Origin of the sequence: Halomonas sp. A40-4, from assembly GCF_015767635.1 — a bacterium.
In the GTDB taxonomy this organism is placed as follows: domain Bacteria; phylum Pseudomonadota; class Gammaproteobacteria; order Pseudomonadales; family Halomonadaceae; genus Vreelandella; species Vreelandella janggokensis.
This window is the reverse complement of record NZ_CP065230.1, coordinates 3,970,957-3,990,406: the sequence shown is the minus strand read 5'-3', so window position 1 is coordinate 3,990,406 and position 19,450 is coordinate 3,970,957. Positions and strand designations below refer to the sequence as shown.

Annotated in this window: 18 protein-coding genes; 13 read left to right on the top strand and 5 right to left on the bottom strand. The window is 60.0% G+C overall.

The window, feature by feature from the left end; genetic code table 11:
* Positions 1 to 10 precede the first annotated feature (10 nt).
* The 8 genes from IT895_RS18450 (at position 11) to pcaG (ending at position 7,829) form a co-directional block, all read left to right on the top strand.
* A complete protein-coding gene (locus tag IT895_RS18450) occupies positions 11 to 688 on the top strand; it encodes a TetR/AcrR family transcriptional regulator (protein WP_199284309.1) in 678 nt (225 codons plus the stop codon).
* A 180-nt stretch (positions 689 to 868) separates the two neighbouring features.
* On the top strand, positions 869 to 2,206 hold the full coding sequence (locus tag IT895_RS18445) for a class-II fumarase/aspartase family protein (RefSeq protein WP_199284308.1): 1,338 nt from the start codon (positions 869 to 871) through the stop codon (positions 2,204 to 2,206).
* 178 nt (positions 2,207 to 2,384) lie between these two features.
* Positions 2,385 to 3,206, top strand: coding sequence for a CoA transferase subunit A (locus IT895_RS18440; protein WP_066316433.1), 822 nt, complete (start codon positions 2,385 to 2,387; stop codon positions 3,204 to 3,206).
* Entirely contained in the window at positions 3,203 to 3,976 is a 774-nt protein-coding gene (locus IT895_RS18435; RefSeq protein WP_199284307.1) for a CoA-transferase subunit beta, read from the top strand. Before IT895_RS18440 ends, IT895_RS18435 begins: the two co-directional genes overlap by 4 nt.
* A 25-nt stretch (positions 3,977 to 4,001) precedes the next feature.
* Entirely contained in the window at positions 4,002 to 5,204 is a 1,203-nt protein-coding gene (pcaF, locus tag IT895_RS18430; RefSeq protein WP_199285523.1) for a 3-oxoadipyl-CoA thiolase, read from the top strand.
* 11 nt (positions 5,205 to 5,215) lie between these two features.
* A complete protein-coding gene (locus tag IT895_RS18425; RefSeq protein WP_199284306.1) occupies positions 5,216 to 6,412 on the top strand; it encodes an alpha/beta fold hydrolase in 1,197 nt (398 codons plus the stop codon).
* Positions 6,413 to 6,445: 33 nt separating this feature from the next.
* Positions 6,446 to 7,168, top strand: a complete 723-nt coding sequence (pcaH, locus tag IT895_RS18420) for a protocatechuate 3,4-dioxygenase subunit beta (RefSeq protein ID WP_199284305.1) — start codon at positions 6,446 to 6,448, stop codon at positions 7,166 to 7,168.
* 16 nt (positions 7,169 to 7,184) lie between these two features.
* A complete protein-coding gene (gene pcaG, locus IT895_RS18415; RefSeq protein WP_199284304.1) occupies positions 7,185 to 7,829 on the top strand; it encodes a protocatechuate 3,4-dioxygenase subunit alpha in 645 nt (214 codons plus the stop codon).
* Positions 7,830 to 7,918: 89 nt separating this feature from the next.
* On the opposite strand, the gene IT895_RS18410 is transcribed toward pcaG, so the two are convergent.
* The 3 genes from IT895_RS18410 to IT895_RS18400 form a co-directional block, all read right to left on the bottom strand.
* Complete coding sequence (locus IT895_RS18410) at positions 7,919 to 8,941, bottom strand: TRAP transporter substrate-binding protein (protein ID WP_199284303.1); 1,023 nt, start codon at positions 8,939 to 8,941, stop codon at positions 7,919 to 7,921.
* Between the two features lie 108 nt (positions 8,942 to 9,049).
* Positions 9,050 to 10,018 carry a PDR/VanB family oxidoreductase gene (locus tag IT895_RS18405; RefSeq protein ID WP_199284302.1) on the bottom strand — a complete coding sequence of 323 codons (969 nt, stop codon included), beginning with the start codon at positions 10,016 to 10,018 and terminating at the stop codon, positions 9,050 to 9,052.
* Entirely contained in the window at positions 10,015 to 11,058 is a 1,044-nt protein-coding gene (locus IT895_RS18400) for an aromatic ring-hydroxylating dioxygenase subunit alpha (protein ID WP_230445962.1), read from the bottom strand. The genes IT895_RS18405 and IT895_RS18400 overlap by 4 nt, the downstream gene beginning before the upstream one ends.
* Before the next feature lie 174 nt (positions 11,059 to 11,232).
* On the opposite strand from IT895_RS18400, the gene IT895_RS18395 reads away from it, so the two are divergent.
* Both IT895_RS18395 and IT895_RS18390 read left to right on the top strand, forming a co-directional pair.
* Positions 11,233 to 11,910, top strand: a complete 678-nt coding sequence (locus IT895_RS18395) for a GntR family transcriptional regulator (RefSeq protein WP_199284300.1) — start codon at positions 11,233 to 11,235, stop codon at positions 11,908 to 11,910.
* A gap of 215 nt (positions 11,911 to 12,125) precedes the next feature.
* Positions 12,126 to 13,319: a DcaP family trimeric outer membrane transporter gene (locus tag IT895_RS18390; RefSeq protein WP_199284299.1), complete on the top strand. Its 1,194-nt coding sequence runs from the start codon at positions 12,126 to 12,128 to the stop codon at positions 13,317 to 13,319.
* A 165-nt stretch (positions 13,320 to 13,484) separates the two neighbouring features.
* Here the strand turns inward: IT895_RS18390 and IT895_RS18385 are convergent, their stop codons facing one another.
* Both IT895_RS18385 and IT895_RS18380 read right to left on the bottom strand, forming a co-directional pair.
* Positions 13,485 to 14,720: a thiolase family protein gene (locus IT895_RS18385; RefSeq protein WP_233337304.1), complete on the bottom strand. Its 1,236-nt coding sequence runs from the start codon at positions 14,718 to 14,720 to the stop codon at positions 13,485 to 13,487.
* Positions 14,721 to 14,804: 84 nt separating this feature from the next.
* Complete coding sequence (locus tag IT895_RS18380) at positions 14,805 to 16,613, bottom strand: feruloyl-CoA synthase (protein ID WP_233337303.1); 1,809 nt, start codon at positions 16,611 to 16,613, stop codon at positions 14,805 to 14,807.
* 145 nt (positions 16,614 to 16,758) lie between these two features.
* Here IT895_RS18380 and IT895_RS18375 point away from each other — a divergent pair, with 145 nt between their 5' ends.
* From IT895_RS18375 to IT895_RS18365, 3 genes are all read left to right on the top strand, one after another.
* Positions 16,759 to 17,262 carry a MarR family winged helix-turn-helix transcriptional regulator gene (locus tag IT895_RS18375; RefSeq protein ID WP_199284296.1) on the top strand — a complete coding sequence of 168 codons (504 nt, stop codon included), beginning with the start codon at positions 16,759 to 16,761 and terminating at the stop codon, positions 17,260 to 17,262.
* A gap of 201 nt (positions 17,263 to 17,463) precedes the next feature.
* The gene (locus IT895_RS18370) at positions 17,464 to 18,063 is read left to right on the top strand and encodes a TRAP transporter small permease (RefSeq protein ID WP_199284295.1); all 600 of its coding nucleotides are present in this window, start codon (positions 17,464 to 17,466) and stop codon (positions 18,061 to 18,063) included.
* The gene (locus IT895_RS18365; protein ID WP_199284294.1) at positions 18,063 to 19,382 is read left to right on the top strand and encodes a TRAP transporter large permease; all 1,320 of its coding nucleotides are present in this window, start codon (positions 18,063 to 18,065) and stop codon (positions 19,380 to 19,382) included. The genes IT895_RS18370 and IT895_RS18365 overlap by 1 nt, the downstream gene beginning before the upstream one ends.
* Positions 19,383 to 19,450 lie beyond the last annotated feature (68 nt).

Below are 19,450 nucleotides of genomic sequence, written 5' to 3'. Positions count from 1 at the left end.
GGCATGCTCCATGACAGCGACTTCGGCTACGGCCAGCCCTAGAGACACACGGCGTCGGCGCAAGAATGACCCCGAATCCGTGCGCGCCGATATCCTCGCGGTAGCCACCCGTGAATTTTCCGAAAAGGGCCTTTCGGGGGCGCGGATCGATGAAATCGCCGAGAAGACCCGCGCCTCCAAGCGCATGATTTATTATTATTTCAGCGATAAAGAGACGCTCTACCTGCACACGCTGGAGGCCGCCTACCAGAAGGTGCGCCTGCAGGAAGCCGAGCTTGATCTGGATCACCTGGCCCCGCTCGAGGCGCTCTGTCGACTGGTGAGGTTCACGTTCTGCCATCACGCCAAGAATCCTGACTTTATTCGCCTGGTGATGATCGAAAATATTCACCACGGCCGGTTTCTGGCGCAGTCCGAACTGATTCAGTCGCTCAACGCAGGTGTGATTGATGTGCTTGGTGATGTCTATTCGCGGGGTGTTGCAACGGGCTGTTTTCGCGAGGGTCTGGACCCGAGGGAGCTGCACTGGCTGATCAGCGCGCTGTCATTCTTCAATGTCTCAAACCAGCACACCTTCTCGCGTATTTTTGACTGGCAGCAGACGGCGCCGGAGAACCAGCAGAAACTGGAAGACCACGTTACCGATATGGTGCTGCGCTACGTACGGGTCGACCGGGAAGCGCCCTGATCGATGACGTAGGTCACCGATCATGACGATGGCGGGCACGTCAGTGATTGCAAGTTAGCGTCTGCCTATTTAGCGTATAGTTCGAATCGCGAACATCTGTGCAAATTCGTTCCTGCCGAGTCGTGACTTTGTGAACGGTGCCGCGGGTTCTGAACAACGCTAACAGGAGGCTTGACGCCCATGCCGGCCGGATTTTTAAAGCACCCCTTCATGAGCCAGCGCGCCGTCGCTGAATGTGACGACGACGCCATGGTTCGCGCCATGCTGACCGTTGAGTTGGCCCTGGCCGAGGTTCAGGAAGCCAGTGGCGCCATCCCGCATGGCGTGAGCCAGCAAATGCGAGAACAGCTTGCGCGTGCCGACCTTGATGCCTCAGAGATTGCCCAAGGCATTGCCAGCGGCGGCAACGCGGCGATTCCCTTCGTCAAGCAGGGCCGTGCGCTGCTCACCGATGATCTCAAGCGCTACTGGCATCAGGGGGCGACCAGCCAGGACGTAGTCGACTCCGCGCTGATGCTGCTGCTCAAGCCACGCCTGGCAGCACTCGATGAGTTGCTCTTGCGCTGTCGTTCGGCCGCGCTGGCGCTGATGGAGGCACACATCGACACGCCCATGGTGGGGCGCACCCTGATGCAGCAGGCGCTGCCGATGACCTTCGGGGTGAAGGTGGCTCACTGGGCTATCGGTCTGGAGCAGGCGCGCCGCCGTTTATTCGCCGTCGAGCTTCCCGTGCAGTTGGGTGGGGCGGTCGGCGTTCACTCGGGGTGGGATACCCTCGGGCTTGAGTGGATGGACGCCTTGGCCGGGCGGCTAGGCCTGGCGGTGCCGGTGTTGCCCTGGCATACCGATCGCTACCCGATCCATGCCCTTGGCACGGCGCTGGATGCAGTCGCCGGGGCAGCCGAGAAAATCGCCCTGGATGTGTCGCTGCTCACCCAGACCGAGGTCGGCGAAGTCGCGGAACCTACTGCGCCGGGGATGGGGGAGTCATCCTCGATGCCCCACAAGCGGAATCCGGTACGCAGCGCGCTGATTCGCGGCGCGGCGCGGCAAGTGCATGGTCATACCAGTGTGTTGGTCAACGCCACTGCCCAACCGCTTGAGCGGGGACTAGGCGAATGGCATGCGGAGTGGGCGCCGCTTACCGAGAGCGCGCTGCTGGTCGAAGGCGCACTGGAGCAAGTGGCGGTGTTGCTTGAAGGGTTGGAGGTGAACCCTGCCAACATGCACCGCAACCTCGCGGCAACCGGCGGCGGCATCATGGCCGAGCCGGTGGCGCGGCTGCTGGCTCCCACGCTGGGCGTGGAGCAAGCCAAAGCGATCAGCGCGGAAGCAGCTGAAACTTCACGCCGGGAAGCACGCCCCTATTCAGAGGTACTGGCCGAGCATCCTGATGTGAAAGGGGCCGTTAATCCCGATGCGCTGCGTGAAGCCTGCGACCCCGCTTTATACCTTGGTAGCAGCGCCGCCCAGGTCATGCGCACCAGGAAATGGCTCGCGTCCTCGTCAGCGCATTGAAAAACAAAGCGTTAAGTTCGGCTGTGGACGGGACGATGGATCCGGGCGCGCGGTTGGTGGGTGCCGCCGGGTTTGACCCAATGAGCATTCGGCAGTAACTTGTTCGTATGAAGAATCTATGTTCGCCTAACGAACAATTACCGATGAGTCAGTAATGTCCAGCTAAGAGGCACCCATCATGGCCGAGTTTCTCAGCCTGCATGACGCGGTAGCGCGCTTCGTCGAAGACGGCGCCACCGTGGCCATGGAAGGCTTTACCCATCTGATTCCTTTTGCGGCGGGCCACGAAGTCATCCGCCAGGAAAAGCGTGACCTGACGCTGATCCGCATGACCCCCGATATCATCTACGATCAGTTGATTGGCGCAGGCTGCGCCAAAAAGGTGATCTTCTCCTGGGGCGGCAACCCCGGCGTGGGCTCGCTGCACCGCCTGCGCGATGCGGTCGAGAAAGGCTGGCCGCATAAGGTCGAGATTCTGGAGCATAGCCACGCCGCCATGGCCTGCGCCTTTGAGGCAGGCGCGGCGGGATTGCCGCTGGCGGTTTTTCGCGGCTACATCGGCAGCGAGCTGCCCAGCGTCAACGACCAGATCAAGTTCATCGAGTGCCCGTTTACCGGGGAGCGCCTGGCCGCCGTGCCGTCGGTGCGCCCGGATGTGTCGATCATCCACGCCCAGCGGGCGGATCGGCAGGGCAATGTGCTGGTGGAAGGCATTGTCGGCGTCCAGAAGGAGGCGGTACTGGCGGCCACGCACAGCATCGTCACGGTGGAAGAGATCGTCGATGACCTTGATGCACACCCCAATGCCTGCGTGATTCCTGGCTGGGCCATCAGCGCTATTGCTGTCGCCGAGAAAGGCGCGCTGCCCTCCTACACCCACGGCTATTACGGCCGCAGCAACCGCTTCTATAAAGAGTGGGATGCCATCGCTCGCGATCGTGACACCTTCACCCGTTGGCTCGACGACAACGTTTACAGTGTAGGGGAGAACAGCAAATGAGTCTCGAATATACCTCTTCTGAAATGATGTCGGTGACCGCCGCACGGGCGCTGGAAAACGGCATGACCTGCTTTGTGGGCATCGGTCTGCCCTCGGAAGCCGCCAACCTGGCACGGCTGACCCATGCCCCCGATGTGGTGCTGATCTACGAATCCGGCACGCTGCAGACCAAGCCCGATATTCTGCCGTTATCTATTGGCGATGGCGAGCTGTGCGAATCGGCGCTGACCACCGTGGCGGTACCGGAGATGTTCCGCTACTGGCTACAGGGCGGCAAAGTCGACGTGGGCTTTTTGGGCACCGCGCAGATCGACCGCTTTGCAAACCTCAACACGACGTTGATCGGCGATTACAAAGCGCCCAAGGTACGCCTGCCGGGCGGTGGCGGCGCGCCGGAAATCGCCACCAACGCCGGTGAAGTCTTTATCACCCTGAAGCACTCCAAGCGCGCCTTTGTGAAAGATGTCGACTTTGTCACCACCCTAGGCTTTGGCCGCGACGGCAAGGGGCGCGACAACGTGCCCAATATCGGTAAAGGCCCCACCCGCGTCATCACCGACCTGTGCGTGATGAAACCCGACCCGGCCACCAACGAGCTGGTCGTGGTGTCACTGCACCCAGGCGTCAGCCGTGAAGACGTGATTGACGCCACCGGCTGGGAAGTGCGCTTTGCCGAACAGCTCGCAAGCACGCCAGAACCCAGCGACAACGAGCTTGAGATCTTGCGTGAGCTCAAAGCACGCACCGAGCGGGCCCACGGGGGCGAATAAGGAGCTTGTCATGAGCAATGTCGAAATGAACGACGTCTATCTCTGTCACCCGCGTCGTACGGCTGTCGGTCGCTTTGGCGGTACGCTTGCCAGCGTGCGCCCGGATGATTTTGCCGCGACGATTTTCAAGGCCGTACTGGCGGAAGCGCCGACTCTCGATCCCGCAGCGATCGAAGAAGTCTTCATGGGCTGCGCCAACCAGGCCGGTGAAGATAACCGCAACGTGGCGCGGATGTCGTCGCTGCTGGCGGGCATTCCTGCCTCGGTGCCCGGTACCACCATGAACCGCCTGTGCGGCTCGGGGATGGACGCGGTCGGTACCGCGTTTCGCGCCATTAAAGCCGGTGAGATGGGGCTGGCGCTGGCAGGCGGCGTGGAGTCCATGTCCCGCGCGCCCTACGTCATGGGCAAGGCCGATAGCGCCTTTGCCCGAGGACAGAAGATTGAAGACACCACCATCGGCTGGCGCTTCATCAACCCGCTGATGAAGAACGCCTTCGGCGTCGAGTCCATGCCGGAGACCGCCGAGAACGTCGCCGAGCAGTTCGACATTTCCCGGGAAGACCAGGACGCCTTTGCGCTGCGCTCCCAGCAGAAAGCCGCCGCGGCACAACAGGGCGGACGTTTCGCGCAGGAAATTACCGCCATCGAGATCCCCCGCCGCAAGCAGGAACCGCTGATCTTCGATCAGGACGAGCACCTGCGGGAAACCACCCTCGAGAAACTCGCTGGCCTGCCCACGCCCTTCCGCGAGGGAGGCAGTGTCACGGCGGGTAACGCCTCGGGCGTCAACGACGGCGCCGCCGCCATGCTGGTGGCCAGCGGCGCGGCGGTCAAACAGCACGGCCTTGCCCCGATGGCTAGAATCATCGGCATGGCCACGGCAGGCGTCGAGCCGCGCATCATGGGCTACGGGCCGGTCCCAGCCGTCAACCGGCTGCTGGAACGCACCGGTGTACGCCTCGATGACATCGATATTATCGAACTCAACGAAGCCTTTGCCGCCCAGGCACTGGCGTGTATGCGCGACCTGGGGCTGGCAGACGATGATCCTCGCGTCAACCCGAACGGCGGCGCGATTGCCCTGGGGCACCCGCTGGGCATGTCCGGAGCCCGCCTATTGCTGACCGCCGCCCATGAGCTGCAAAACAGCGGCAAGCGCTATGCGCTGTGCACCATGTGCGTGGGCGTGGGTCAGGGTATCGCGACGTTGATTGAACGCGTTTAACGGAGACCGTCATGGCATTTCATAGCATCAATGGCCGCAGCGTCGCGTACCGGCTGCTCGGCGCAGACGTAAACCCGCTGGTTGTGCTGGCGCACCCGCTGGGCATGAGCCAGTCGGTTTGGGACGACGTGATTCACGCGCTGCTGCCCCGCTACCGGGTGCTGACCTGGGATCTCCCCGGCCACGGTGCCAGCCAGGCGGTCAGCGGCGAGCAGATCACGCCCGCTGATTTAGCCGCTGAGGCGCTGGCATTGGCAGAGCTGGCGGGCGCTGAGCGCTTTCACTTTGCCGGTACCTCCATTGGCGGTGTCGTCGGCCAGCAGTTGATTGCTGCGCATGGCGACCGCCTGCTCTCCGCGACGCTGACTAACACCGGGGCGGTGATCGGCAACCCGGAACTGTGGAACACCCGTGCAGGCCGCGTGCGCCAGGAGGGCCTGGCGTCGATGTCTGAGGAAATCGTGCCGCGCTGGTTTGCGCCAAAGGCGTTTGAGGCAAGCCCGGCGCTGAAAGCGGGCTGGTGCACCCAGATGGGCCGTGGCGACGATGAGTCCTACGCTCAGCTGTGTGAGATGCTTGGCCGCGATACGTTCACTGGAAAGCTCTCGGGTAAGAGCGCCCTTCATAAGGTCGTTCCTAATAAGGTCAAAGTACAGCTGTTTGGCGGAAGCGAAGATCTGGCCACGCCGCCCGCGACGCTGGAAGCCCTGGCGGCAGAGCTCGATGACGCACCGCTGGAGATTTTTGACAGTGTCGGCCATGTACCCTCGGTAGAAGCCCCGACGCTGTTCGCGCAAAAGCTCCTCGGGGTGCTGGCAACGGATCTGGGCGACGTGGCCAACCACGGCGTGGCGTACGCGACCGGCCTGGAAACCCGCAAGCAGGTGTTGGGCGACGCACACGTTGAGCGCTCCACCGCCAATGCGAACAGCCTGGATGCCCCCTTCCAGCAGATGATTACCCGCCTGGCCTGGGGCGAGCTGTGGAGCAACGATGATTTAACCCGCCGTGAGCGCAGCATGATCACCACCGGGATTCTTGCCGCGCTAGGGCGCGAAGAGCTCACACTGCACTTGAAAACCGCCCAGCGTATTGGCCTAACGGAGGCGGAGCTGCGCCAGGTGCTGATGCACGTGGCGATTTACGGCGGCGTGCCAGCCGCCAATCACGCCTTTGCCCTCGCTAAAGAGTTGGGTTGGGGTGAATAGGCGAGACATGTTAACGAACGAGAGGTAAGGGTGATGAGCCACGACAACAAACGCTTTGTAGCACGTGACCGAGATTGGCATCCGCCTGCCTACGCCCCGGGCTATAAAACCTCGGTGCCACGCTCGCCGCAGCAGGCGCTGGTGAGCATGCAGCAACCCACCGTGTCTGAATTGACTGGCCCCGATTTCAGCCATCTGCGCATGGGGCCCCACGATAACGACCTGCTGATGAACTTTTCCCAGGGGGAGGGGCTGCCCCAGGGGGAGCGGATCATCATGCATGGTCGCGTCGTCGATCAGTTCGGCAAGCCCGTACCGCATACCCTGGTCGAGATGTGGCAGGCCAATGCCGGCGGCCGCTATCGGCATAAAAAGGACGCCTATCTGGCGCCTTTGGATCCCCATTTCGGCGGTGTCGGGCGCTGCTTGACCGACGATCAGGGGGGGTACCGTTTCCGCACCATCAAGCCCGGCCCCTATCCCTGGCCCAACGATGTGAATAGCTGGCGCCCGGCCCATATCCATGTCTCGGTGACCGGGCCTTCAATCTCTACTCGTTTGATTACGCAGATGTATTTTGAAGGTGATCCGCTGATTCCGCTTTGCCCCATTGTGCATACGCTCAGCGATCCTGAGGCAGTGGACACCATGATCGGCCGACTCGATATGGCGCACAGTAAACCGATGGACTGCCTGGCCTACCGCTTTGACATCGTGGTGCGCGGCGAGCTGCAAACCTACTTCGAAAACCAGTAAGGCCAGGGGGATCATCATGCAACAACCCGCTATTCAACCCAACACCCAGCCAGCCAGCGAGCTGATGCTGCGCGAAACGGCGTCGCAAACCGCCGGCCCCTATGTGCATATTGGTCTGGCGCTCGCCGCAGCCGGCAACCCCGTTCGGGATGAAGAGGTCTGGAACGAGATGGCCAAGCCCGACGCCGAGGGTGAGCCTATCGAGATCGTGGGCAACGTGATCGACGGCAATGGCGACTTGGTGCGCGATGCGTTTCTAGAAGCCTGGCAGGCCGATGCCAACGGCAACTACCAGACCGATTACGACCTCGGCAAGCCGTTCAACAGCTTCGGCCGGACCGCTACCACCTTTGATCACGGCAGCGAGTGGTCGCTGACCACCATCAAGCCCGGCGCGGTGAAACACCCCAGCGGGCAACTGATGGCGCCGCACATTAACCTGGCGGTCTTTGCCCGGGGGGTCAATATTCACCTGCAAACACGGCTTTACTTCGATGATGAGGTTGAAGCGAACGCCCAGTGCCCGGTGCTTACGCGTATCGAATCGCCGACGCGCCGCCAGACCCTGATCGCCAGGCGCGAAGAGGTGGACGGCAAGGTGCGTTATCGCTTTGATATCCGCCTGCAGGGCGAAGGCGAGACGGTATTTTTTGATTTTTGATACATGCCTGAGGTGCATGCAACGATGAGGGCAGCCAAATGGCTGCCCTTTTCAGTCTGGAAATAAGGAAGACGCCCTCTATTGTTACGTTACGCAGAGCAGCTTTGCTTTAACTCCATTGCGGCGTTGTAGATGTCGTTGGCAGCGCCGCCAATGTCTTCCAGGTAGTTATCAATGGTTTGCTGCAGCACCGGGCCCCATTCAGGGTCTTCCAGCGCGTCGTCGATGACGACGAACTCATGCCCTGCCTCGACGGCTTCTTCGCGCCCTTGGCGTATCATCTCGTCGTAAACTTCCGCCGCGCGAAGCGACCACTCCAACCCGCTGTGGTCATCGATCACCTGCTGCAAATCAGCTGGCAGGCGGTCGTAGCTGCGCTGGCTCATGGTGGCGAACAGCGAAAGGTCATACAGGGGAACTTCGGTATGGTACTGCGCCAGTTCGTTCAGCCGGAAGGTCTTCATGCCTTCCCAGTTGAAGCTGAGGCCGTCGACGACGCCACGCTGCATGGCGGTAAACACATCTGGCGCTGGCATACCCACCGCCTGGGCGCCCAGGCGTTCGAACATATCACCCACCACCGGCGTAGGGCGGCGTAAGCGAAGCCCCTCAAGGTCTGCCGGTGTTTCAATCCGTTGATCCTTGGTATGCAGATAACCTGGGCCGGTCGTGAACAGGAACAGAGGGCGCGTGTCGGCGTACTCCTCCTCAAAGTGGCCTTGGTCGTAAAGTGATTGAAGAATACAGGCACCCTGGCGGGCACTTGATGATACCCCCGGCAGCTCAACCACCTGGGTCAGAGGAAAGCGGCCTGCCGTGTACCCTTGGGCGGAAGCGCCAATATCAGCGATGCCCATCACGGCGCTTTCATAGGTCTTGTCAGACTTGGCGAGGGTCTGGCTGGGGAAAATTTCCACGCTCAACTGACCGTCGGAAGCCTCTTCGACGCTTTCCGCCCAGGCCTGAAACAGCTCGCGGTCGATCATGGAGCCGCCCGGCCAGACGTGTGCCACTCTGAGGGTGGTACTGGCCTCCACGGTGGAGGCGGCAAGTGACGCGGCGAGTACGCCAAACAGAGTTGCCTTGGCCAGGTGGCGGGACTGTTTTTTCATTGTCGTTATCCTCATATCTAGTCAACGGGAGTACGTTTTTGTGATTGTTCTTGAGATGGTTTTTGAGACGGTTCTTGAGACGGTTCTTGAGACGGCTTTTATGGTGGCTTAGAGATCCAGCACAAGCGTTTTGCTCTTGGCTCTGGAGCAACAGGGTGTGAACTGATCGTTGGCCGCGTGTTCATCGTCCTCCAGGTATAGATCCCGGTGGTCGGGTTCGCCTTCAAGCACACCGGTCAGGCAGGTGCCGCAGACCCCCTGCTCGCAGGACACCATGATCTCGATGCCATTTTCAGCCAGCACCTGGTGGACGGTTTTATCGGCGGGGACGGTAAAGGCCGCGCCGCTGCTGGCAATGCGTACCTCGAAGCTGCCGTCGTCTTCTGAGGCGGTCTCCGCACCGGCAAAGTACTCGGTGTGCAGCTGCTCGTCTGGCCAGCCACACCGTTTACCCGTCGAGATGACGGCGTCGATAAAGCCGCCCGGGCCGCAGACATAGACCTGGGCATCAGCGTCTGGCTCACCGAGCAGTTTTTCCAGGTCGAGGGCTGGGGACGCAGTGTCATCGTCCAGGTAGAAGTGCGCTTTATCGGCAAAACTTGATGCCTCGATACGCTCGCGAAAGGCCATGCGCTCGGCGGAGCGTGCACAGTAGTGCAGCGCGAAGTCTGTCTCGGTGCGCGCCAGCCGTTCTGCCATGCACAGCAACGGGGTGATGCCAATCCCGCCCGCCAGCAGATACGTTCGCTTAGCTGGCTTGAGCGGGAAGTGGTTTTTAGGGGCGCTGATGAGCAGGAAGTCACCCTCTTTTATCTCATCGTGCATGGCGACGGAGCCTCCACGGGAGGCTTCGTCTCGCAATACGCCGATCAAGTAGCGATCCCGCTCCTCCGAGTGATTGCACAGCGAGTACTGTCGTATCACGCCCTCCTTGACCTGCACGTCGATATGGGCGCCTGCGCTGAAGGGCGGAAGCGGACGGCCATGCGGGTCGGCAAGCTCGAAGGTGGCGATGCCCAGCGCCTCCTCATGGCGAGCTTTTACCTCGACAATAAGCGATAGAGAGGGGTGGCTCATGCCGTTGCCTCCTGGGGTTGCTCGGCCTGCTCCTCTTTTAAGATGCGATCAATAATGCGGCGCGCCTGTACGCCCCCACCGTCAATATTGAGTTTCAGCAGTTGGCGGTCGGGGTAGAGCAGCAGGTTGCGCTGCTGTGCCTCGAGCATCTCAAGATCCTCTTCGAAGATCTTGCCCTGACCCTCGCGAATCTTATCGGTAAGCGCTTGGTCTTCCGGCTTGAAGTTGCGGGCCATGCCCCAGAAGTACCAGATAGAGGTATCGGTCTCCGGGGTGATAAAGTCGACCACGATACTTGAGGCTTTGACATTGGCCGGTGCGTTGGCCCCGCCATTGCCTGCGTGGGCTACGCCGACGTCGATTAACACATGGCTGGGTGGGGTAAAGCGGCAGATCTGCCAGCGGTCTACGGGCACATCGTCAGCCAGCCCGTTCCCCTTGAGGGCGGCCTGCCAGAAAGGCGGCGCGGGTATGTTTTCCATTTCACGGCTGGTGACCACTTCATCGCCGTTTACCGTTGTGTCCGGCGCCGCCTCTTCTATCTCGGGTTGGCCAATGCTGGAGGCATGCACATAGGTCTCATGGGTAAGGTCCATGAGGTTGTCGATCATCAGGCGATATTCACACTGAATATGGTAAAGGCCGCCGCCATAAGCCCAGTCGGGATTATTGGCCCAGTGCAGCTCGGGAATCAGGTCGGCGTCAGCCTTTTCGGGGTCGCCCGGCCAGATCCAGATAAAGCCATGACGTTCTTCAACGGGATAGGCGCGGTTGCTTGGAAAGCCGCGAACCCGCTGACCGGGCATGCTGTCGCATTTGCCGCTGCAGTTCATCTCGAGGCCGTGGTAACCGCACACCAGCTTGCCATCACGGACAAAGCCCAGTGAGAGTGGAGCGCCGCGATGAGGACAGAAGTCCTCCACGGCAGCAACGCGACCTTCATCGCCGCGGAAGAAAACTAGTTGCTTATTGCAAATAGTTCGCCCGAGCGGCTTGTCGGTAAGCTCATCAGGGGTGCAGGCGACGTACCATGTGTTCATTGGATAGGGGGCTTGTTGTGTCACGGTCAACTCCTTCTTGGTATTGTTGATGGGTATTTGAATCATTGTTATTGGATCCAGAGTAAAGGCTAGAAGGGTTTTTACCGTCAACCTATACTTTCGTAGCGTGCGCTGGTTCACCGCTAAATCTTGTTGATATGAGAGAAAAACCACATGAGTGACAACGATAAAAGCCTGGTCAGTCGGCTCCGCAAGCTGATAGGTGCGGGCCACTACCACCCAGGAGAGCGTCTTGGGGAAGAGGCGGTAGCCGAGCAGTTCGGTGTTTCAAGAACGCCGGTGCGCCTGGCGTTTCGCACGCTGGAGCAGGAGGGATTGCTCCAGCGTGCGGGCAAGCGGGGATTCATGGTGCGTGAGTTTACCCAGGCCGATGTTCACTGCGCCGTTGAGGTCCGCGGGGTGTTGGAGGGGCTGGCCGCCCGACGCCTGGCGGAGCGGGGCATGCCGCAAGATGTGGCCGAGTCACTGGGTTTTTGGATCCAAAAAGGCAGGCAGCTACTGGATAAAGGGTACCTTTTGGAAACCGATATCAATCAATGGAGCGATATCAATTCACACTTCCATGGCAGCATTGTGGGGGCTGCCGATAGCCGTGTGGTGGCCGATGCCATTTCGCGAAATAACCATCTTCCTTTTGCTGCCGCCGACTCCATCATTATCGATAGCGAGGATTTGGCGCGAGAGTTCAAGAAACTGCAGCTGGCCCAGTTTCATCATGAGCTTATATTTCAGTCGCTTAAGTCAGGGGAAGGTGCCCGTGCGGAAATGTTGATGCGTGAGCACGCGCTGATTGGGCTGCGTTATCCCGAGCTGCTGGCTGATAACCCCTGAAGCGAAGAGTTATTTAGTTTTAATGTGTAATTAAACCAAAGTATAAAATATTTAAAATTCTATTTAATCAATAGTTTGGGTTATCTCAATCAGATAAGACCTCCGCCTTAATTGACAGGTGGAGGTTTTTTTTGCAGCTTTAGTACGTAATGCGGATCAGCGTTCGCATTGAGAACAAATACAATTAGACTCGACACTAAAAGCAGAGATCAACAATGAAAATGAACCGTTTTGTTGCATGCGCCCTTCTGACACCCTGTGCTTTTGCTGCTCAGGCCCATGCCTTTGACGTAGTGGAAGCAGGGGAACCCGTGGTAACCGGTGAGCCAAGCCGCGTAGGCCCGCCCTGGAACCATCGGTCGACGATCAATATTCCCGGCACGCAAACAGATATCGCCTTCGGCGGGTACGTCAAGCTTGATGCTTTTTACGACTTCGATTACGACCTGGGCACATCGACCAACCCTTACGCGGTCATGAATCCGGGCAACAAGACCGATGGTCGCACCAGCTTTACGGCCTATGAGTCACGCCTGAATTTTCGTACGCAGACCCAAACCGACTATGGGCGTCTATCGACTTACTTCGAGGGGCACTTTGTCCCCGACGGCAAATTTGGCCTGCGCCATGCCTACGGGGAGCTCAATGGCTTTCTAGCCGGGCAGACATGGTCAAACTTCATGAGCTTTGTGGGCGGTACGCGTACGCTGGCGTTAGGCGACCCCAAGGGCTACGCCTTCGAGCGGCAGGCGCAGTTACGCTATACGCAGCCGGTGGGCGACGGTACGTTTTCGGCTGCCCTGGAAAATCCCACCACCGTCATTGCTCGCAATGACGCCGACGTTGCCGATGGCGAGAGCCAACTGCCCGACTTGACGCTGCGCTATGAATACAAGCGCCTGTTTGCCCTGTCGGGGATCGCGCGTCAACTGTCGACCAATAACATCACCAACACCATCGATGACGACGCCACTGGCTATGGGATTCAGGCGCAGTTCAATATGCCCTTCAGCTCGACGACCAGCTTGCGGGGCAGCGCTACCTTCGGCGAGGGCATCGGTAACTATATGGGGAATCCCGGTAATGTGGGTCACCGTAATGCCCCGGACGTTTATGTGGAGGGTACTGACATCGAAACGATCGAGACCCAGGCATTTGGTCTGTCGCTCAATCATTACTGGACGGACAGCTGGTTCAGTTCCGCCGGCGTTTCGCGCCTGGAGCAGGATTTGCCGTCTGGCTATGGCGATCATTTCGAAACCCTTGACTACGCGTTTGCCAACGTCATCTGGGACGTCACCGAACGCATGGCGGTCGGTCTCGAATACCAGCATGCCGATATCGAGCAGGTGAACGGTGATGCCAATGATGCAAGCCGACTGCAGGCAAGTGCCACCTTCCAGTTCTAGCGATTTACGCTTTGCAGTGATGTGAAGGTGTCAGTGATGTACCGCTGTTTTGATCACGTTTTGGGCTGGCGCTTTGCCAGCTTTTTTGTGCATGTGTGCAGGGCCAGCGGGAAGGCTTTGCTACGCAGCCGCTCAGTCGCTTGATGGTCGCCGTGAGCCCAAGGCTTATTCGGGCGTGTGCTCGAGCAGTATGGCTATCCCTTGTCCTCCCCCGATGCAGGCGGCGGCGATGCCATAGCGCATCCCATCGCGTTTGAGCTGGCGAGCGAGCGTCATCGCGAGACGCAGGCCGGTCGCGGCCAACGGATGGCCAATGGCGATGGCACCGCCATGGACGTTGAGCTTGGTGAGGTCGAGATCCAGCTCGCGGGCGACGGCAAGCACCTGTGCACCCTGAGCCTCATTGATCTCAAGGCGGTCAATATCGTCGAGCGTGAGGCCACTGCGTTCCAGCAGCAGCCGAATGGCGGGGGCGGGCCCGATACCCATGAGCTCGGGGGCTACGCCGACCACGGCGGTGGCGCACAGGCGTGCCAGAGGTGGCGTGCCCATGTGCGAGCCCGCCATCACCAGCGCCGCTGCGGCACCATCGACAACGGCGGCGCTGTTGCCTGCGGTTTGTACGCCGTCGTCGTATACCGGCGGTAACGGGTTCAATACGCTCCAAGGCGAAGGCCGGATATGCGTATCCTGGTCCACGCGGTTGATCTTGCGGGGTAGGCGTATGCCCCTGTCATAATAGCCAGGCAGGGAGAAGGTTTCGTTGCCAACCGCTACGATCTCCGCAGAGAAAATCCCTTGCGCCTGGGCGTCGACCGCGCGGGCGAAGCTGCGCTCGGCATAGACGTCTACCTGCTCACGGGTGATGGCATAGCGCTGCGCCAGCGTATCGGCGGTCTGAATCATGGATACACCAGGCGCCGGATCCATGAGCGCTTCCCACAGGAAGTCCTTGAAGGCCACCTGTTCACCCAGTTTGAAGCCTCCTCGGTGCGTATAGGCGACAATCGGGTTGCGGGTCATGGATTCCGTGCCGACACACAGCACGCGTGTGGCCTGGCCAAGGGCAATCTGTTCCGCGGCCTGTTTCAGCAGTTCAAACCCGGTGCCGCAGACGCGTTGCGTATGCAGGGCAGGTACCTCCTGAGGCACCCCCGCATACAGCCCAATATGGCGGGGGAGTAAGTAGGCGTCGACACTGGCTTGTGCCACTGAGCCTGCGATGACGGAATCCACGTCTGTGGGTGACGTGCCGCTTGCGGCCAGAACCTCCCGGGCCACCTTGATGCCAAGGTCGGTGGGTGAGATGTCGCCTAACGCACCGTTCAGGTCGGTAAACGGCGTGCGCAAGGCGGCAACCAGGTGGATGTCTTCAAAGGCCGCGTAGTGGCCGCGTGTCATGAGCATGCTCCCAACGTGGTATCGGGAGCAGCCTCGAGCGGGTCATGTGCTCCCCTGAGTGACGGGGTATCGGTGTCTAGGTGCTCAACTGGCGGGCAGCACAATGCGTGGATCCCGAGGCGGCTCGGCGTAAAGGCAGGCCACAAGATTCGGGTAGCGCTCGCGAACCAGCCGCTGATTCACCGACCCTTTGTCGGTGACTTCGCCCTGATCGGCGGAGAGTGGCTGATCCAGCAGGAGCAGGCGATCCAGCCGCATGGAGCTTGACTGGCCGTGACCATGCGCGGCCAGGCGTTCGGCGAACCATTGGTGCAGCTCGGGGTTCGTGGCGATCGCCTCGAGGGAAGCGCTTGCCAGGCCAAGGTGCTGTTGGCAGGCTGGCAGATTCAAGACGACGAATCCGGTGAGGTAGTCGCGCCCTTCGCCAACCACCACGATGTCCTGTACCAGGGGAGCAAAGTGCTCGACAAGGTGCAGGCGTAGCGTGCCCACATTGACCCAGGTGCCGGTGACCAGCTTGAAGTTCTCGCTGAGTCGACCGTCGAACAGCAGCCCCCGCTCCGGGTGGTCGGGGTCAAGCAGGCGCATGGCGTCGCCGGTGCAGTAGAACCCTTCGTCGTCAAACGCCTCGTGCGTCCGCTGGGCATCCCGCCAGTAGCCCGGCGTGACGTTGAGGCCCTTGAGACGCGCTTCCCATTTATCGTCCGTGGCCACCAGCTTGAGCGTCATGCCGGGAACGGGCTCGCCTATCAGCCCCGGTATGTCGCCAGGGTCGTCGGTGCAGAAGGCCAGGCACGCTTCCGTGGAGCCCAGGCCGCTTAACATGGGCACAGGGGCGCCACGGCTCTGTCGTCCCAGGGTTTCCAGGGCGGTTCGCACATGCCCGGGCAGCACGGCGCCGCCGAAGTGCATCATTTCCAGGTGGCGGAAGAAGGCGGCGCACAGCGTGTCGTCGTCGCGTAAGTGTTCGACCAGCGCCTCGAACCCCTTGGGGACGTTGCAATAAAACGTGGGTGAAACCTCGCGCAGGTTCTCGGCGGTACGACGAACTCCCTGGGCCGTGGGGTTGCCGTCATCAATGTATAAAGTGCCGCCGTTGTGAATCGCCATTCCCAGAATGGTATTGCCGCCGAAGGTATGGTGCCAGGGCAGCCAGTCGACCAGCACGGGTTTGCGCTGCTCCAGAAAGCCCAGTCGCTTCGTCAGCATGGCTTGATTGCTGCACAGCATGCGGTGGGTGTTAATCACCGCCTTGGGCATGCCCGTCGATCCTGAGGTAAACAGTAACTTGGCGACACTGTCAGGCGTTACGCAGACGTGGGCGGCGTCAACTGCGGCGCTTGCCGGTGTCGCGGCGAGTGACGCGAGCGCCAGGGACCGTTGAGCTGGCGCGCTGGCCACGCAGGTAATGTTGTCGTCGCAAACGACCGCCAGCGCCTGGCTAAAGCGCGACTCGTCATCGACAAAAACCATGCCCGGTGTCACCAGCGCCATCACATGCTGCAGCTTGACGAAGTCTTCGGACAGCAGCGCGTAAGAAGGCGAGACCGGCACGTAGGGAATGCCGACATGCATGGCGGCACAGGCGAGCAGGGCATGGTCAATGCTATTGCCAGATAGCACCATCAGCGGACGTTCCGCTGACAAGCCGTGATCGAGCAATGCCTGTGCCAGGCAGGTCACCCGGGCCATCGCATCGCCAAACGTCAGCGTTCGCCACTTCTGCGGTCCATCCACTCGCTCCGCCAGAAACGTTTGCTGCGGTGTTTCACTGGCCCAGTGTGCGAGGCGTTGGGTCATGGCGCGGGGGTAGTCAGGTACGTCGCCACCGTGCAGTCGATGTTCTTGAGCGTGTTGCGAGTGGCTGGGCGACGGGGGGGAGGGGGGTGACATTCGTGGCTCCATAGCGAAAACTCTTGGTTTTATTGTGTGCTGTCATGCTGGCGCATATAGTTATAGTTGTTAACTAGATAGTTGGCTAGGATGCCAGTATAAGACCTTGGTTGTATCTAACTCACTCGAGACGGGAATTATTTTCATGACCATATCCAAGAAGAGCGCATCTGTTCACCAGGTCGAGCCCGATGATAAAGAGCCGACGTCTGTTGCTGGACTGGAGCTTGAAAACCGCCTGGGTTATGCCTTGAGAAGAGCCCAGCTGACGGTTTTCAAGCATTTCAACGAAGCCATGCAGGCGTATGAAATACGTCCGGCCCAGTTCTCTTCGCTGGTAGTGATTGAAGGGTATCCGGGGATAACTCAAACGAACCTCGCCAAGATACTGGACATTGATCCGCCCAGAATCGTTAGTCTTATCAATCACCTGGAGGAAAGAGGGCTGGCGTTGCGGGTACGCTGCAAGCGTGATAAGCGCTCCCACGGGATTTTCCTCAGCAAAAAGGGCGAGGCGTTGACCGAGCAGCTGAAAGCGTTGGCTGAACAAAGCGATATTCAGGCAACTCAATCACTTAGTGAGATTGAGCGGCGTCAATTGCTGTCTCTGCTGGTAAAAATCTATGCGCCGGACACCGCCGACGAATAATTCTTTAGTCGTATTTTTAATAACGCTGCTTGCATGCTGTCTAAAAGAAAATTACTTATAGTTGGTAACTAGTTTGGTGTCGGCGATCCCGGTTGTGCATGTCATGGGAGTTTCCGCATCCAGGGTGGCGTCCTGACCAAACAAGAAACGATGCCATGCGCCACGCCAGACGGCGAATTCATATAACAAAGAGACAAGACAATGAGCAGCTTAGCGACGGTACCGAAAACCGGCACTGGACTGATGCGCCGCAGCCTCGAGACGCTCTGTCGGGTTGCCGCGATAAGCGGTGGCCTGCTGGTGGCGGCGCTCGCGCTCATCACCGTCGTCAGCATCCTGGGTCGGTGGCTGGCAAGCGCGCCTGTCCTTAGCGATCTGTCTTTACTGGACTGGATGGGCCCTATAACGGGGAATTACGAGTTGGTGGAGATGGGGACGGCCATCGCGGTGTTCCTGTTCCTGCCCTACTGCCATCTGCGCGGCGGTCACGTCACGGTGGATCTGGTGGTGATGCATGCGCCGACCATTATTCAGCGCGGGCTCGCCGTTGTCGCCGAGACCCTCTTTCTGGTGGTCTCGGGCGTGATGACCTGGCGCCTCTATCACGGCTTGCTGGATAAGCGTCGCTACCTGGAAACCAGCATGCTGCTGGATATACCGCTCTGGTGGGGGTACATCGGTGGCATCGTGGGCCTGGCATTGTTGACGGCGGTTTGCCTGTGTCGCGCCACCGATGCGTTAGCGTACGAGCCCAGGTTACAGGCCCCGATGCAAGACAGTGCCGACCAAGGAGACCTGTGATGACACCGCTTACCCTGGGCGCAGGTGGTTTTATTGTCCTGCTGTTCATGATGGCTTCACGTATTCCGATTGGCTTGGCCATGCTGGTCGTTGGTGCGCTAGGCATGATGCTCATCACCGGGCCGATGGGCATCTTGAATGGCTTGAAGACGCTCCCTTACGAACACTTTTCCAGTCATACGCTATCCATCATTCCGCTTTTCCTGCTCATGGGGCAGTTTGCGGCGAGAGCCGGGCTTTCCCGGGCCATGTTTCAGGCCGCCAACGATTGGCTGGGGCACCGTCGCGGTGGGCTGGCGATGTCCACGATTGGCGCCTGCGGCGCTTTTGGCGCCATTTGCGGCTCTTCGCTGGCCACAGCGGCGACCATGACACAGGTGGCACTGCCTGAAATGGAGCGCCAGGGATATCGCGGTAGCCTGGCGACCGGTGCGCTAGCGGCGGGTGGCACGCTCGGGATCCTGATTCCCCCCTCTGTGGTGCTGGTCATCTATGCGATTCTGGCTGAACAGAATATTAACGAAATGTTTGCTGCCGCCTTGGTGCCGGGGCTGCTGGCGGTATTCAGCTATATGCTGGCCATCTCGCTATACGTGCGGCTCTTCCCGAGTAGTGCGCCGAATAAGGCGAAAGCATCCCGGGGAGAGCGTTGGCGCTCGCTGCTGGAAGTATGGCCTGGTGCCGCCATTTTTATCGTGGTCATCGGGGGCATCTATACCGGTGTCTTTACCCCCACCGAAGCGGCAGCCGTAGGCGCGGTTGCCACGGGGATTCTGGCGATGACCCGCGGCGGGCTGCGCTGGAGCGGGCTGCGCGACTGCGTGCTCGACACTGCCGTTACCTCGGCAATGATCTTCTTCATCGTGCTCGGTGCCAGCGTTTTCAACAGCTTCCTTGCCCTGACTCAACTGCCGCAAATCACGGCTGGCTGGATCGTAGGCCTCGAGATCAGTCCCTGGGTGGTGCTGGCCGGCATCTTGTTATGTTATCTGGTGCTCGGCTGCTTCATGGACAGCCTGTCGATGATATTGCTCACCGTGCCCATCTTTCTGCCCATCATCATGGGTATGGACTTCGGCTTGCCCGCCACGGATGTGGCGATCTGGTTCGGTATCCTGGCGCTGGTGGTCGTCGAGGTTGGCATGATCACGCCGCCGGTGGGGCTGAACATCTTCATCATCCACTCCATGGCGCCGCGCATTCCCTTGACGGAAACCTTTAAAGGCATCCTGCCTTTCCTGGTCGCTGACCTGATCCGCATCATTCTGCTGGTGCTCTTCCCCGCCATCACGCTTGGCTTCGTCTACTTGATCAACTGAGCCAGAGGTAAGACATGAACCACGTCGCGATCCAGCCAAGATTAACGCCCACTTGATGGCGAGGAGAT

Excerpts from the sequence above, each read along its gene's own strand:
- IT895_RS18450 (WP_199284309.1), top strand. The coding sequence starts at position 11 with ATGACAGCGACTTCGGCTACGGCCAGCCCTAGAGACACACGGCGTCGG.
- IT895_RS18445 (WP_199284308.1), top strand. The coding sequence starts at position 869 with ATGCCGGCCGGATTTTTAAAGCACCCCTTCATGAGCCAGCGCGCCGTC.
- IT895_RS18440 (WP_066316433.1), top strand. The coding sequence starts at position 2,385 with ATGGCCGAGTTTCTCAGCCTGCATGACGCGGTAGCGCGCTTCGTCGAA.
- IT895_RS18435 (WP_199284307.1), top strand. The coding sequence starts at position 3,203 with ATGAGTCTCGAATATACCTCTTCTGAAATGATGTCGGTGACCGCCGCA.
- pcaF (WP_199285523.1), top strand. The coding sequence starts at position 4,002 with ATGAACGACGTCTATCTCTGTCACCCGCGTCGTACGGCTGTCGGTCGC.
- IT895_RS18425 (WP_199284306.1), top strand. The coding sequence starts at position 5,216 with ATGGCATTTCATAGCATCAATGGCCGCAGCGTCGCGTACCGGCTGCTC.
- pcaH (WP_199284305.1), top strand. The coding sequence starts at position 6,446 with ATGAGCCACGACAACAAACGCTTTGTAGCACGTGACCGAGATTGGCAT.
- pcaG (WP_199284304.1), top strand. The coding sequence starts at position 7,185 with ATGCAACAACCCGCTATTCAACCCAACACCCAGCCAGCCAGCGAGCTG.
- IT895_RS18410 (WP_199284303.1), bottom strand. The coding sequence starts at position 8,941 with ATGAAAAAACAGTCCCGCCACCTGGCCAAGGCAACTCTGTTTGGCGTA.
- IT895_RS18405 (WP_199284302.1), bottom strand. The coding sequence starts at position 10,018 with ATGAGCCACCCCTCTCTATCGCTTATTGTCGAGGTAAAAGCTCGCCAT.
- IT895_RS18400 (WP_230445962.1), bottom strand. The coding sequence starts at position 11,058 with ATGAACACATGGTACGTCGCCTGCACCCCTGATGAGCTTACCGACAAG.
- IT895_RS18395 (WP_199284300.1), top strand. The coding sequence starts at position 11,233 with ATGAGTGACAACGATAAAAGCCTGGTCAGTCGGCTCCGCAAGCTGATA.
- IT895_RS18390 (WP_199284299.1), top strand. The coding sequence starts at position 12,126 with ATGAAAATGAACCGTTTTGTTGCATGCGCCCTTCTGACACCCTGTGCT.
- IT895_RS18385 (WP_233337304.1), bottom strand. The coding sequence starts at position 14,720 with ATGACACGCGGCCACTACGCGGCCTTTGAAGACATCCACCTGGTTGCC.
- IT895_RS18380 (WP_233337303.1), bottom strand. The coding sequence starts at position 16,613 with ATGTCACCCCCCTCCCCCCCGTCGCCCAGCCACTCGCAACACGCTCAA.
- IT895_RS18375 (WP_199284296.1), top strand. The coding sequence starts at position 16,759 with ATGACCATATCCAAGAAGAGCGCATCTGTTCACCAGGTCGAGCCCGAT.
- IT895_RS18370 (WP_199284295.1), top strand. The coding sequence starts at position 17,464 with ATGAGCAGCTTAGCGACGGTACCGAAAACCGGCACTGGACTGATGCGC.
- IT895_RS18365 (WP_199284294.1), top strand. The coding sequence starts at position 18,063 with ATGACACCGCTTACCCTGGGCGCAGGTGGTTTTATTGTCCTGCTGTTC.